Genomic DNA, 13,770 nt, shown 5'->3' on the forward strand with positions numbered 1-13,770 from the left:
CGTGTCCGAGGGGGGACTTGAACCCCCACGCCCTATACGGGCACTAGCACCTCAAGCTAGCGCGTCTGCCATTCCGCCACCCGGACTTGCCCGTCCAGCCTACCTGGTCGGCCCCAGTGACTTTCGCACCGGATCGGCCGGCCCGGCGGGCCGCACGGGGCATTACTGTACACGGCTCGAAACGATCATGCACATCACCATCAGAGCCCCACGTTTCCGCAGCTCAGGACCCTCAGCCACCGGACGGGTAGCGCGCAACCGACGATTCCGGGCAGCATTGCTCCCGTGTCCCACCCCGCCCCGCTGACCGCCGTGCAACACCAGGCCCTGGCCCTCCGCGCCGCGGGCGACCTGACCAGCGCCCGCCGCCTGCTCGCCGACGCGATCACCGCGGCCCGTCCGGCCTACGGCGAGGACCACCAGGACGTCCTGACCACCGGCCACCTGCTGGCCCGCCTGCATCGTGAGGCCGACGAGCCAGCCGCCGCCCGCCGCGTCCTGGAAGAGGCGTACGCGGCGGGCGAGCGCCGTCGCGGGGACGCCGATCCGCTGATGCTCGCCCTCAGCTTCGACCTCGCCGGGGTGGCGGAGGAGTTGGGCAACCGGCACGAGGCCCGCCGCAACTACGGTCGCGTGGCCACCGCCGGGCCCGCCGTGCTCGGTCCGGACCACCCGGCGGTACGCGCAGCCCGCCAGTACCTCGGCGGCTCCGCCGCCGCTCCCGCCGGTTATGGACCCCCTCCCGGCGGCTTCGCCCCCGCTGCCGGTGAGCGCTCCGATCCGGCGCTGTCCGGGCCCACCGTGTCGCTGCCGGCGGTCCCACCGACGTACCCTCCCCAGTCCACCGTGCCGCCACCCGCTGCCTCCACGGCACCCGCCGCCGCACCGGTGCCCGGCGCCGAATGGGCGCCGCAGCCGGGGCCGGCGTCCCGAGCACCGTGGCCCGGAACCGCGTCCGACCCGGGAGCCCGTCCCGCTCCGCCCCCGATGCCCCAGAGCGCCCCGACGCCGCTGCCCCGAAGCGGCCCGGCGTCGCTGCCGCCTCCTCCGGTGATCCCCACCTCGGCGCCTCCGGTCCGGCCCAGCGGCTCGGATCGGCCGGCCAGTCCCTGGGCGCCTCCTCCTCCACCGCCGGCCGCCGACACCGCCGGCGGTTTGCCGGCGCCGCCCGGACAGGCCACCGCACGTTTCCCGGCATCGCCGGCCACCGCCCACAACCAGCCGGTGCCCACTCCCGGCGTGATGCCGGTGCCGCCCCGGCCGTCGATCGTCCCGACGACGCCTCCCGGCCCGCCAACGCCTCCAAGCCCGCCGGCACATCCCGGCCCGCCCGCACATCCCGGCCCGCCGGCACATCCCGGCCCGCCGGCACATCACGGTCCACCGCCGCCGACCGTCGGGGCGGGTCCACTACCGCCCCCGCCGGTCATCCCATCGCCCCGTCGGCAGTCGTCGCCCGACGGTTCCGGCGCACCTCCCTGGGCGGCGGCCCCGCCGTCTTCTCCCGGGTCGACGCCGGTCGCCCCACCGGCGTCGCCGGCTCTGTTCTCCGGGCCGCCGGCGCCGCGTGTACCGACGCCGATCTCCGGTCCACCGGGGAGTGGAGTGCTGCCGCCTCCCCCGCCCGTTCCGGCCGCCCGGCCGTTCCCGAGCCCACCGATCACAGGCCCGACCCCAGCCGCGCCGATCCCAGGCGCGCCGATCTCAAGCCCGCCCGGCTCAGGCCCCCCGATCTCAGGGCCACCGATCCCGAGCCCGTCGGCGACTGGGACGCTGCCGCCACCCGCCCCACCGGTTTCCCATCCGCCCGTCCCGGCGCCGGCATCGGTCCCGCCAGTTGATCGGACCGGCGCGCCACCCGCGCCGGAGACCGCCACGGGGCACCGGCCCGCGGTTCCGGCCGCCACGTCGCCGTCGCGCCCGGCCGACCGGCCCGCCGGCCCGGGGGTGGGTGGCCCCGGACCCGGATCGGCGACGCCCGCCCCGGGCTGGGACAAGCCGACCATTCAGGTGCAGCAGATCGGCCCGTTGCTGCGGGAGGAAGCGGAACGGCAGGCCGCCGCCTCCGCCTCGCCCAGGGGCGCCGCGACAAGCAAAGCGCACGCCGCCGATGCACCACCTGTCAGCGCACCGCCGGTGAGTGGACGCCCGATCCCGGTCAGCGGACCGCCCGTGAGCGGAACACCGAGCAGCGCACCTGACGCCGCCCACTCGGCGAGCGGAACGCCGAGCAGCGCACCTGCCGCAGACCGACCGCCGGTGGTCGGCCCGCCTCCGGGCGCGCCGCCCGCCGCCGGCCCGGAGCGGGATCACCAGCCCGATGGCCCGCGCCCGCCGGCGAGCGACGCCCCGCCCGGCGCTCCGACGCGTCCGGCCGCCGGACCGCATGCCGCCGCCTATCCGCCGGCCGGCTCCGCGAGCGCACCACCGCATCCCGTGAGCGGGCCGCCCGGACCGCCCGTAAGCGGACCACCAGCGAGCGGACCACCAGCGAGCGGACCACCCGGGTACCCGGTGAGTGGACCACCCGGACCGCCGGTGAGCGGACCCGGCGGGTATCGGGTCGGCGGCCACCCGCCGTCGGTCAGCGGGCCACCCGCCATGCCCGTCAGCACCGCGCCGACCAACGCCACGCCCGTCAGCGCCACGCCCGTCAGCGCCACGCCGACCAGCGCCGCGCTGACCGGCGCCGCGCCGGTCAGCGGCACGCCCGCCAGCGCCACGCCGACCAGCGCCGCGCCGGTCAGCGGCACGCCCGCGCCGCCGTGGGGCATGGTCGCGCCGCCGTGGAGCAGCGTGGCGCCGTCGCAGCCGGTCGGTGCCGAGCCGGGGTCGGACCTCACGCCGACTGTGGACGACGAGGACGGCGGCACCACCGGGCAGGACCGGAGCCCCACCGGGTGGGACCCCGCCGTGGGGGCGAACGGCAACGACATTGACCAGCATCGGAACGTCGAAGGCCGGGGCGGCAGCGCCACCGGGGCGGACCACCACCCCGGCGGGGACGTCCCGGACGAGGGTCGGGCGTTACCGGTCTACGACGGGTTGCTGGACTTTCCCGGACCGGCGCGGCCGGAACCAGCGGCGTACCCGGAGCAGGGGGCCTGGCCGGCGGTGCCGCAGACGTTCCACCAGAGCGCCGCGTACCCGGTGGCGGAGGAGCCGGAGCGGCGCGGCCGTAACCGGACGATGGTGGCCGTGGTGGTGGGTGGTGCGGCGGTCGCGTTGGTGGCCGTGGTCGCCGGGGGCGCGGTGTGGCTGGGCCGGGATGCGCCGCCGCCCGCGCCGGCGCCGAGCGTGGCCAAGCCGAAGGTGACCGGGCCACCCCCGGTTGACCTGCGGTTGCGGGACGACACCACCACGATCACGGTGACCTGGACCGATCCGACGGACGGCGGGGTGCCGTTCGTGGTCGCCGGTGGGCGGGCCGGGCAGAAGCTCGGGGTGATGGCCACCGTGGACGCCGGGCAGACCCGCTACACGGTGAACGGGTTGAGCGCGAAGCTTGACTACTGTTTCACGGTGCTTGCGGTCTACTCGACCGACTCGTACGCCACCTCGGGTCAGGTCTGCACGGACCGCGAGGGCGGTGGCACGCCGAACTGACCGGCCACCTACGACACGCTCGGTGTCCACAGGGGGACGGTGCGGGTTTCACCAGCCCCGGCCGGCACCTATGATGGCTCCCGGCTCTGGGGAGGGTCGACCACGTGCGGCGCCCTCCCCCACCGACGCGGGGAGGCAGCCGGCTGTGACCACCATTGAGGACGTCACGAGCACCGCCGGGTCGGAGACGGTCCGCCCGCGGAAGCGGTTGCGCGGCGGGCTGGTCACCATCGGCACGGTGGCGGCGCTGCTGGCCGCGATGGGGTTGACGGTGCTCGGGCTGGGCGCCGCCGACAACGCGGTGGCCAACTTCGACTCCTCGTCCTGGCTGTGGAGCACCACGCGCAGCGAGCTGGCCCGGGTCAACGGCATCACCGCACGGGTGGACACCCGGATGGAGGTGCCCGGCGGGCGGCGGCACCAGATGCTGGTGGCGCAGACCGACCGGCTGCTGATCCTGCGTGACCTCAACACCGGCCAGGTCAGCTCGCTCGACCTGGCGACGCTCCAGATCACCGCGACCACCCCGACCGCGCCGGGGCTCGGGGTCAGCGTGGCGTTGCACGAGGACGCGGCGTTCGTGGTGGACGCGGTGCAGGGCATCGTCCGGCAGCTCGACCCGCGGGCGTTGACGCCGGTGGGCGAGCCGGTCCGTTATCCGCCGGGCATCACCGGCGGGGCGTTCGACGGCGACGGGAAGTTGTGGGTCGCGGTGCCGAGCGAGGGCACCGTCTCGGCGGTCACGGCCGCCGACCTGCCGGCGACGCCGGGTGACGCGCCGCCCGCCGGGCTCAGCCCGAAGCGGGTCGAGACGTACGACGTGGCCGAGCCGGCGCACGAGCTGGTGGTGTCCACGCTCGACGAGGGTGTGGCGGTGCTCGATCGCACGTCGGCGTCGCTGGTGACGATCGTCGGCGGCCGGACCCAGCGGGCCGACCTGACGGTGACCGCCCCCGGCATCCTGCCGACCCGAAGCAGCGGCCCGCAGGTGCCGGTGACGGTGGCCGGTGACCGGTCGGTGCACGTGGTCCGGGACGGCCGCGAGGTGCGGACGTTCACGGTGCCGGGCGCCGGGGTCCGGCTGAGCCCGGCGGTGGCCTGGGCGGGGCGGTTCTACTGTGCCGACGAGGACACCGGGGCGGTCTACTCGTTCGACGCCGCCGGCCAGTTGGTGGAGACCATCAAGGGTTCCGGCCGGCCCGGGCCGATGGAGCTGGAGGTCCGCGAGAACCACCTGTTCATCAACCCGCCGGACTCGTCGACCGCGCAGGTGGTCGACGACCGGAACCGGGTCCGTGAGGTCAACAAGTACGCGAACGACGTGCTCGGTGGCGACCCGCCGCCGGCTCCCCCGCCGCCGCCCCCGCCGAAGAAGCCGAAGGTGAGTAAGCCGGGCGCGCCGAAGTCGGTCCGCGCCGCCGCCGGCAACGCCTCGGCGCGGGTGAGCTGGCAGCCCGCCACGTCCAACGGCGCCGAGATCACCAGGTACGTGGTGGAGGGCGGCGGTCAGACCCACCAGGTGGGCGCGAACCAGCGGGCGCTTGAGGTGACCGGGCTGACCAACGGCGAGTCGTACACGTTCTCGGTGCACGCGGTGAACGCGAAGGGCGACGGGCCGGCGCGGCGCAGCAACCCGGTCGTGCCGACGGCCGAGGTGCCGGACCCGCCGGCCTCGGTGACCGCCGAGGCGCGACCGGACGGCACGGTGCGGGTGAGCTGGCCGGAGGCCGACGGGCAGGGCAACAAGGTGGCGCGGTACGCGGTGACCGCGACCTCGGCCGGGGCGAGCGCCCCGGCCGGCGAGTCGCCGAAGACCGAGCTGGTGGTGCCGGCGGGTCAGTTGGAGTACGGCACGCAGTACGCGTTCACGGTGACCGCGGTCAGTGACAAGGGCGCCGGGTCGAAGGCGTCGCCGGTGAGCAACACGGTGGTGCCGTTCACGACGCCGAAGGCCCCGACCGAGCTGCGCGCGTCCACCGTGGCCGACCAGCCCGGCACCGTCGCGGTGCAGTGGTCGCCGGCGGTGGAGAACGGCCGCCCGGTGATGAAGTACGTGGTGGAGGCCGCCGGGAAGACGGTCGAGGTGACCGACGTCAAGGCCACCGTGGGCGGGCTCGGCAACGGCCAGAACGTGACGGTGAAGGTGAAGGCGGTGAACGAGGCCGGTCCCGGCGCGGAGGCCACCACCACCGCCCGTACGGTGGCCGCGCCCCGGGTCACGGTGACCGGTTCGTCGGCGGACGCCACCTCGGTGACGGTGACGTTCACCGTGGACGCCGGCGGCGGGCGGGCCACCTGCACGGCGGCCACCGGCGGCAAGACGGCCAGCGGCGGCTGTGCCAGCCTGCGGGTGACCGGGTTGTCGCCGGGCACGGCGTACACGGTGACGGTGACCGCGAGCAACGCGGCCGGCAAGGGCACGGCCAAACGAGCCCAGACCACCGACGCGCTCTACGGAATCGCGACCTGCCGCAACGGCTCTTCCGGCGCCGAGGCGACCTACTGCTCACGGGATGTGCCGGGTGAGCGCAACGGCAACGAGATCTTCTCGGTGGCCGAGCAGGACAACAGCAAGCAGAAGGGCTGGGAGCCCAACGGCGCCCGGCTCAAGGCCTACTGCAAGAAGAAGGGCGAAGAGGTCTACGCCTACATCTACAACAACGACAAGAAGAGCACCTGGTGGGTGCGCGTGGACCACAGCAAGGGCCGCGACTACATTCCGTGGGCCTGGCTGAACCTGGAGGGCGGCGACGACCTCAACTTGCTGCCCACCTGCTGACCGCGCCGTTTCGGAAGGGCACACCCGTGAACACGCACGAACCGCTGAGCCAGCCGGAGGTCCAGGGCTTCGCCGCCCTGGCCGCCCGGCTGGCCGACAACGTCAACGCGGTCGTGCTGGGCAAGCCGCAGGTGGTCCGGCTGGCGCTGACCGCGTTGTTCGCCCAGGGGCACGTGCTGCTGGAGGACGTGCCCGGGGTCGGCAAGACCACCCTGGCGCGCGCGGTGGCGGCCACCGTCAAGGGTGAGTGGCGGCGGATCCAGTTCACCCCGGACCTGCTGCCCTCGGACGTCTCCGGGGTGACCATCTTCAACCAGGCCAGCCGCGGTTTCGAGTTCCACCCGGGGCCGGTGTTCGCGAACATCGTGATCGCCGACGAGATCAACCGGGCGTCGCCGAAGACCCAGTCGGCGCTGCTGGAGGTGATGGAGGAGCGGACCGTCACCGTGGACGGCGTACGCCATCCGGTGCCGCAGCCGTTCCTGGTGGTGGCCACGCAGAACCCGGTGGAGATGGACGGCACCTACCGGCTGCCGGAGGCGCAGCTCGACCGGTTCCTGGTGAAGCTCTCGGTGGGCTATCCGGACGAGGCGGTCGAGGTGGAGGTGCTGCGCGGCGCCACGGTCCGCTCCCCCGACTCGCTGACCGCGGTCACCGACACCGCCACGGTCGGCGAGATGGTGAAGATGGCCCGGCGGGTGCACATCGCCGAGCCGCTCTACGCGTACGCGGTGCGGCTGGCCGCGGCGACGCGGACCCATCCGCAGGTGCGGGTGGGGGTGAGCCCGCGCGGGGTGATCGCGTTGACCCGGGCGGCGTGCGCGTACGCGCTGATCGACGGGCGGGGCTGGATCATGCCGGAGGACCTGAAGGCGCTGGTCGAGCCGGTCTTCGCGCACCGGCTGCTGTTGACGCCTGATGCGCAGGTGCGGGGCGTCACGCCGGCCGAGGTGCTGCGTCAGGCGGTCGCCTCGGTGCCGGTGCCGCTGCCGTCGGGCCAGCCCGCCCCGGTGCACGGCTGAGCGTGGGGATCACCGCCCGTGGCGTCGGGCTGCTCGTCGCCGCCCTGGTGCTGCTCGGGGCGGGTTTCCGGTACGCGTACCCGGAGCTGACCGTGCTCGGCGCGGCGGCCGGCGTGGCGGTGGCCTACGCCGGGGTGACGGCCGTCTGGCGGCCCCGGTTGGCCGTGGAGCGTCGGGCCGACCCGGATCGGGTGGCCCGGGGCGAGCCGGCGGCGATGGAGTTGGCGGTGCGCAACACGGGCCGGTTGCGGGCGGCGAACCTGGTGGGGGAGGACCGCTGCGCGGGCGCGCCGGTGCCGGTGCCGTTGCTGCGGTTGCGTCCGGGGCGGGACACGCGGGTGCGGTACGCGGTGCCGACGCACCGCCGGGGTGTGGTGCCGGTGGGGCCGCTGCGGGTGGTCCGCCGGGACCCGCTCGGGCTGGTGGCGCTGACCCGCGGCTACGGCGGCACGGTCGCGGTGTGGGTGTACCCGCGGATCCACCCGTTGTCCGCGGTGCCGACCGGGGCGGGGCGCAGCCTGGACGGGCGCGTCGACAGCGTGCCGCACGGGTCGATCACGTTCGACTCGTTGCGCGAGTACGTGGTCGGCGACGAGTTGCGCCGGGTGCACTGGCGGACCAGCGCACGGGTGGGTGAGCTGATGGTGCGGGAGAACGTGGACACCAGCCTGCCGCGCCTCGTGGTGGTGCTGGACAACCGGTCGGCGGCCCATCCGGGGCGGGTGGCCGGGGTGGCGGAGTCGTTCGAGGCGGCGTGCGAGGCGGCGGCGTCGGTGGTGGCCGCGGCGGTGCGGGAGGACCTGCCGGTGCACCTGCTGCTCGTCGCGCCGGCCGAGGTGGAGCCGGCGGGGGCGGCCGGGCCGCTGGACCGGCTCGCCGCGGTCGAGTTGGCCGGCGGCGGGGTGGAGGTGCTGTCGGCGGCGACGGGCCGACTGCGGCAGGAGCGGCTCGGCGACACGCTCGTCTTCCTCACCGGGCCGGGCGCCGCCGAAGAGTTGGGGCATGTGGGCGCGCTGCGCGGGGCGTACCCGTCGGTGGTGGTGGGGATGTTCGGCGGGTCCGCGCCGACGGCGGCCGGCGCGACGGGCCTGGTGGTGCTGGACGCGGCGGACGGCGCGGCGTTCGCCGCCGAGTGGGACGGGATCCGCCGGTGGTGACCGTGTCGCCGCCGCGTCCGGCCGCCGGGCCGCCGCCGACCCCGACGCGGGGGTGGGCGGCGCGGGCGTTGCGGGCGGCGCCGGTGCCGGTGGCGCTCGTGGTGCTGGTCGCGTTGTCCGCCGTGGTGCTGGGCCGGGTGTACGCGGACCCGCTGCTGACCCGGCTGATGGTCGGCGCGGCGGCCGGTTCGGTACTGGTGAGCGTGGCCGCCCGGCGGTTGCCGTCGTGGCAGGTGGCGCCGCTGTCGGTGGCCGCCCTGGCCGGCTGGACGCTGCTGTCGCTGCGGCTGGCGGCCAGCCACGCGGCGCTGCCCGGTGGGCTCGGTGAGGTGGCAGCGGACGCCGCCGGCAACGCGATCCCCCGGCTGCTGACCGCGATGATCCCGGTGCAGCCGACGCCGGACACCGTGCTGCTCCCGGTGGTGGCGGCCTGGCTGGCCGGGTTGACCGCCGCCGAGGTGGCGCTGCGGGCCGGCCGGGTGTTGCTCGGCTACCTGCCGCCGGCGCTGCTCTACGCCGGCGCGCTCTACGTGGTCGGGCCGAACGCGGAGCCGGCGGTGGGCCCGACGGTGCTGTTCGCGGCGGTCGCGGCGGCCGGCCTGGCGGCCACCGGACGACCGGCCGGTGCGGATGCCGCCGACCCGGTCGCCGGGGGAACCCCGGCGGTACGCGCGGCGGTGCGGCTGCGGCCGGCGGTGGCGAGCGCGGGCGGGCTGGCCGTGGTGGTGGCGCTCGCCGCGCTGCTCGCCCCGGTGGTCGCCGGTCAGGTCGACGACCATCCGGTCGACCCGCGCCGCTATGTGGAGCCGCCGCGGGTGGAGACTCTGGATGAGAACCCGCTGATCCGCATCTCCGGCTGGGCGTTGAACCCGGACCAGCGGCTGCTCGACGTGCGTACGGTCGCCGGTTCGACCGGGGGCGGGCCGCCGCGGATCCGGCTGGCGGTGCTCAGCGACTACGACGGGGTGACGTGGCGGGTGGGTGCCACGTACCGCAACGCGGGGCGGATCCTGCCGGCCGTCGAGCCGGCGCCGGGCGCCACGACCGACGTGGTGCGCCAGGAGATCACGGTGGCGGACCTGACCGGGCGGCTGCTGCCGGCCGTGCCGACGCCGCGTGAGGTGGGCGGCGCGCGGGTGGCGTACGACCCGGCGAGCGGGACGCTGATCCGGCCGGAGGGGCTCGCCCCGGGGCTGCGGTATGACGTGTCCTCGGTGCGGGAGCGTCCGGACCCGAACCTGGTCGCCACCGCGAACGTGCCGGCCGGGGAGGCGGTGGCCCGGGTGCTGCGGGTGCCGGACGGGGCGCCGGAGCAGGTGCGCCGGCTGGCCACCCAGCTCGCCGAGGAGAACGGGGCGCCGTACGCGCGGGCGGACGCGATCGCCACGTTCCTCGCCGAGCACTACCGGGTGACCGCCGACGCGCCGAGCGGCCACGCCTACCCGAACCTGACGTTCTTCCTGTTCGGGCCGCGCAACGGCGGCGGGCAGCGGGGCACGTCGGAGCAGTTCGCGGCGTCGTTCGCGGTGCTCGGCCGGCTCGCCGGGCTGCCCACCCGGGTGGTGGTCGGGTTCGCGCCGAAGGCGGACGGGCCGGTGCGGGCCGCCGACGCGTATGCCTGGCCGGAGGTGCTGTTCGAGGGTGTCGGCTGGGTGCCGTTCGACCCGATGCCGCGCCCGGACTCCGAGCCCCGGCCGGTGGAGGAGGACTTCCGGCCGCAGCCGGAGGATCCGCCGCCGTCGGAGGTGCCGGCGCCGACCGGGGAGCCCACGGCCACGCCCCCGGCCGCCGGGTCCGCGCCGGACCGGGCCCGCGGCGGTCCGGGTACGCCGGTGCTTGTCGGCGGCGGCTTCGGTGGCCTGCTGCTGCTGGTGGGCGCGGTGCTGGCGGCGTTGGCCACGATGCGCCGCCGGTTGACCAGGTCCCGGTTGGAGCGGGGTGACCCCGGCGGGCGGGTCGCCGGCGCCTGGCGGGAGCTGACCGACGCGTTGCGCCTGGCGGGCCGCCCGGTGGGCGACGACCTGGCGGCGGCGGAGGTGGCCGAGCGGGCCCGCCGCACGCTCGCCGAGGCCCGCGCGGCGACGGCGGGCGGCGCGGCGACGGTGGCGGCGGGCGGCGCGGTCGACGAGCTCGCCGGACTTGTCAACCAGTTGGCCTTCGCGCCCGGCACCATGACTCCCGGCGAGGCGGACCGGGCGGCGGCGCTCGCCTCGGCGTACGGCGACGCGCTGCGCGACGCCCGGCCCCGCTGGCGGCGGTTGTGGTGGCGGGTGCACCCCGGGCCGCTGCGCTGGCGGCGCTGACCGGGCGGGACACGCGGGCGCCGGAGCACGATCGGCGGAGCGATCCGCGCGATCCGCACCGCGACGCCGGGAAAGAGTGTTACGACTGCCGGGTGGGCGCGAGCGAGGGCGGGGGACGGCGGTGAGGATCGCCGAGCCCGGCGCGCTGCGCTCCACCGACGACGACGGGGAGCGGGCCACGTTCCTGGAGCTCTTCTTCGATCTGGTCTACGTGTTCGCGCTGACCCGGATCTCCGCGCGCGCGTTCGAGGACCTGGCGTTGCAGGGCGGCCAGAGCAACTGGGCGGCGGTGACCGGCGCCGGCAAGACGCTGCTGTTGCTGCTCGCGCTCTGGATGCTCTGGCAGGGCACCGCGTGGACGACCAGCCGCTACGACCCGTACCACCTCTGGCTCCAGGTCATCGTGGTCACCGCGTTGGTGGCGGCGATGGTGATGGGGGTGGCCGTCCCGCGCGCGTTCACCGGCGGGGCCGGCCTGACCTTCGCCGTCGCGTACGTGGTGGGGCAGGTGGGCCGTTCGGCGATCCTCGTGCTGGTGCTGCGCCGGCAGCAGTACCGCCGGCTGAAGCTGCGGATGCTGCTCACGTACTGCCTGTGCGGGGTGCTGTGGCTGGCCGGCGCGGGGATGTCCACGAACGCCCGGGTGGTGCTCTGGAGCACCGCGCTGGTGATCGAGTATCTCGGTAACCGGTTCGGCTGGCCGGTGCCGGGGCTCGGTCGCTCGACCGTCTCCCGCTGGGACATCCACGGCAAACATCTGGCCGAGCGGTACCAGCAGATCTTCCTCGTGGCGATCGGCGAGACGATCCTGGTCGCCGGCCTCACCTACACCCGCTCGACCGCTGGCTGGCCCAGCACCGTGGCGTTCGCCGCCGCCCTGGCCACGTCCGTGCTGATGTGGCGGATCTACGTACAGCGGGCCGGGCAGATCCTGGGCGAGGCGGTGACCGGGGCCGAGCACCCGGCCACCATCGGCCGTTCCGCCGCCGACACCCACATGGTCATGGTGATCGGCGTGGTGGCCACCGCGATCGGTTACGAGCTGTCCATCGAGCACCCCACCGGGCACAACGAGTTGCCGTGGCTGGCCATGGTCCTGGGCGGGCCGGCGCTGTTCCTGGCCGGCCGGGCCCGGTTCGAGTACGAGGTGTTCGGCCGGGTCTCCCCGTCCCGGCTGCTGGCGATCGCCGCGCTGCTGCTGCCGGTGCCGCTGCTGGCGCGGGTCGCGCCGCTGCTCGCGGCGAGCTGGGCGGTCGTGGTGCTGGCGGCGGTGGCGGTGGTCGACCTGCGCCGGGCGTGGGGTCGTCCACCGGAGGCCCACGCGACCCCGTTCTAAGCGCCGGTGGCGGCCCCGGACCCGGGCTACGATCCGCGCGTGACCTTCTCGCTCGTCGCCCGTTCCGCCGACGGGCACCTGCACGGCGTGGCCGTGGCCAGCCGCTTCCTCGCCGCCGGGGCGCTGGTGCCGGCGGCCGAGGCGCGGGTCGGGGCGGTCGCCACCCAGGCGCACGCCAACCTCGCCTACCGGGCGCAGGCGCTCGCGCTGCTGCGCACCGGCGTCACCGCCGCCGACGCGGTGGCCGGGCTGGTCGCCGCCGACCCCGGGCGCGACGACCGGCAGCTCGCCGTGGTCGGCGCCGCGGGCGCGGGGGCCACCTGGACCGGGCCGCGCTGCCATCCCTGGGCCGGCGGGCAGGCCGGCGACGGCTGGGCCGCGCAGGGCAACATCCTGACCGGCCCGCAGGTGATCGACGCGCTGCGCGACGCCTGGCTCACCGGCACCGACCTGCCGTTCCCGCAGCGGATGCTGGCCGCGCTCGGGGCCGGTGACCGGGCCGGCGGTGACCGGCGCGGCCGGCAGAGCGCCGCGCTGCTCGTGGTGCGACGCCACGGCGGCTACGCCGGCACCGGGGACGAGTTGGTGGACCTGCGGGTGGACGACCACGCCGACCCGGTCGCCGAGCTGCGCCGCCTGCTCGACCTGCACACCATGATCTTCGGTCGCCCCGACCCGGCCACCCTGCGCGACCTGACCGGCCCGCTCGCCGTCGAGGTGGCGGAGCTACTCGCCGCCGCCGGGCACCCGGTCGGTCCGGCCGGCCTGGACGACGCGCTCGCCGCCTGGTCCGGCCTGGAGAATCTGGAGGAACGCTTCGTGCCCGGCCGGATCGACCCGATCGTGTTGGACCACCTGCGACGGGCCGCGGCGGGCTGACTCCGGCTCAGCCGCCGAAGGCGAGCCGGCGGATGCCGGCCGCCGCCAGCGCCGCCCGCTCCGCGCCGGTCAGCGGCACCCGGCCGGTGGCCTTGCGCAGCACCAGGAGCGCGTCCCAGCCGAGCCGGTCCGGCACCGGTGTCCCGGTGGTGAGCACGTCGACCACCACGGCCGCCGCGGCCGGTGTCGTCCACGGCGGCCGGTCCAGCGCGTCGGCCAGGTCCAGGCCGTGCACCGCCACCTCCACCACCCGGGTACGCAGGAACTCGGTCAACGCCATCGCGTCGCCGTGCCGGGTGCGCACCACCCGGCCCGGCGGTTCGGCGGCCACCGCCGCGTCGGTGGCCCGCCAGGCCCGCCCGAACTCCCGCGCCAGCTCGACCGCGCCCGGGTGTTCCCGCGCCGCCGCCCGGGCCCCGTCGATCCGGTCCCGGTCGACCGCCGGCGCGAACTTGGCCGCGCCGAAGTAGCCGGACGCGGTCACCTCCGGCCGTGGCGGGGCGGGTTCGGCGAGCATCGCGACCAGCCGGCCGGCGCCGGCGCGCACGTGCGCCAGCAGATCCCGTACCCGCCATGGCGGGCACGGCGTCGGACGATCCAGCGCCGACTCGTCGAGCCCGCGCAGCACCCGCTCCAGCCGCTCGCACTCGACGCGGAACGCCGCCCGTACCGGCTCCACTCCGGCGTC

General features: G+C 76.1%; 8 protein-coding genes, 1 tRNA gene and 1 pseudogene. 8 read left to right on the forward strand and 2 right to left on the reverse strand.

Annotation, left to right across the window (positions count from 1 at the left end):
- Nucleotides 1–2: 2 nt before the first annotated feature.
- A tRNA-Leu gene (locus tag O7613_RS15210) sits at nucleotides 3–86 on the reverse strand.
- A gap of 199 nt (nucleotides 87–285) precedes the next feature.
- On the opposite strand from O7613_RS15210, the pseudogene O7613_RS15215 reads away from it, so the two are divergent.
- From O7613_RS15215 to O7613_RS15250, 8 genes and pseudogenes are all read left to right on the forward strand, one after another.
- A pseudogene (locus O7613_RS15215) lies at nucleotides 286–726 on the forward strand (tetratricopeptide repeat protein); the annotation flags it as partial.
- Between the two features lie 1,875 nt (nucleotides 727–2,601).
- A complete protein-coding gene (locus O7613_RS15220) occupies nucleotides 2,602–3,606 on the forward strand; it encodes a hypothetical protein (RefSeq protein ID WP_282294661.1) in 1,005 nt (334 codons plus the stop codon).
- Nucleotides 3,607–3,751: 145 nt separating this feature from the next.
- Nucleotides 3,752–6,385, forward strand: a complete 2,634-nt coding sequence (locus O7613_RS15225) for a fibronectin type III domain-containing protein (RefSeq protein WP_282289117.1) — start codon at nucleotides 3,752–3,754, stop codon at nucleotides 6,383–6,385.
- Nucleotides 6,386–6,411: 26 nt separating this feature from the next.
- A complete protein-coding gene (locus O7613_RS15230; protein WP_181569257.1) occupies nucleotides 6,412–7,407 on the forward strand; it encodes a MoxR family ATPase in 996 nt (331 codons plus the stop codon).
- 2 nt (nucleotides 7,408–7,409) lie between these two features.
- Nucleotides 7,410–8,564 (forward strand): DUF58 domain-containing protein, encoded by a 1,155-nt coding sequence (locus O7613_RS15235; RefSeq protein ID WP_282289118.1) that lies wholly within the window; start codon nucleotides 7,410–7,412, stop codon nucleotides 8,562–8,564.
- Nucleotides 8,565–8,632: 68 nt separating this feature from the next.
- Complete coding sequence (locus tag O7613_RS15240) at nucleotides 8,633–10,867, forward strand: DUF3488 and transglutaminase-like domain-containing protein (protein ID WP_282294546.1); 2,235 nt, start codon at nucleotides 8,633–8,635, stop codon at nucleotides 10,865–10,867.
- 121 nt (nucleotides 10,868–10,988) lie between these two features.
- A complete protein-coding gene (locus O7613_RS15245; protein ID WP_281587787.1) occupies nucleotides 10,989–12,203 on the forward strand; it encodes a low temperature requirement protein A in 1,215 nt (404 codons plus the stop codon).
- 39 nt (nucleotides 12,204–12,242) lie between these two features.
- Nucleotides 12,243–13,082 (forward strand): DUF1028 domain-containing protein, encoded by an 840-nt coding sequence (locus O7613_RS15250; RefSeq protein WP_281587785.1) that lies wholly within the window; start codon nucleotides 12,243–12,245, stop codon nucleotides 13,080–13,082.
- Nucleotides 13,083–13,089: 7 nt separating this feature from the next.
- On the opposite strand, the gene O7613_RS15255 is transcribed toward O7613_RS15250, so the two are convergent.
- The gene (locus O7613_RS15255) at nucleotides 13,090–13,761 is read right to left on the reverse strand and encodes a maleylpyruvate isomerase N-terminal domain-containing protein (protein WP_282289119.1); all 672 of its coding nucleotides are present in this window, start codon (nucleotides 13,759–13,761) and stop codon (nucleotides 13,090–13,092) included.
- Nucleotides 13,762–13,770 lie beyond the last annotated feature (9 nt).

The sequence above is a fragment of the Micromonospora sp. WMMD975 genome (genome assembly GCF_029581215.1).
In the GTDB taxonomy this organism is placed as follows: domain Bacteria; phylum Actinomycetota; class Actinomycetes; order Mycobacteriales; family Micromonosporaceae; genus Micromonospora.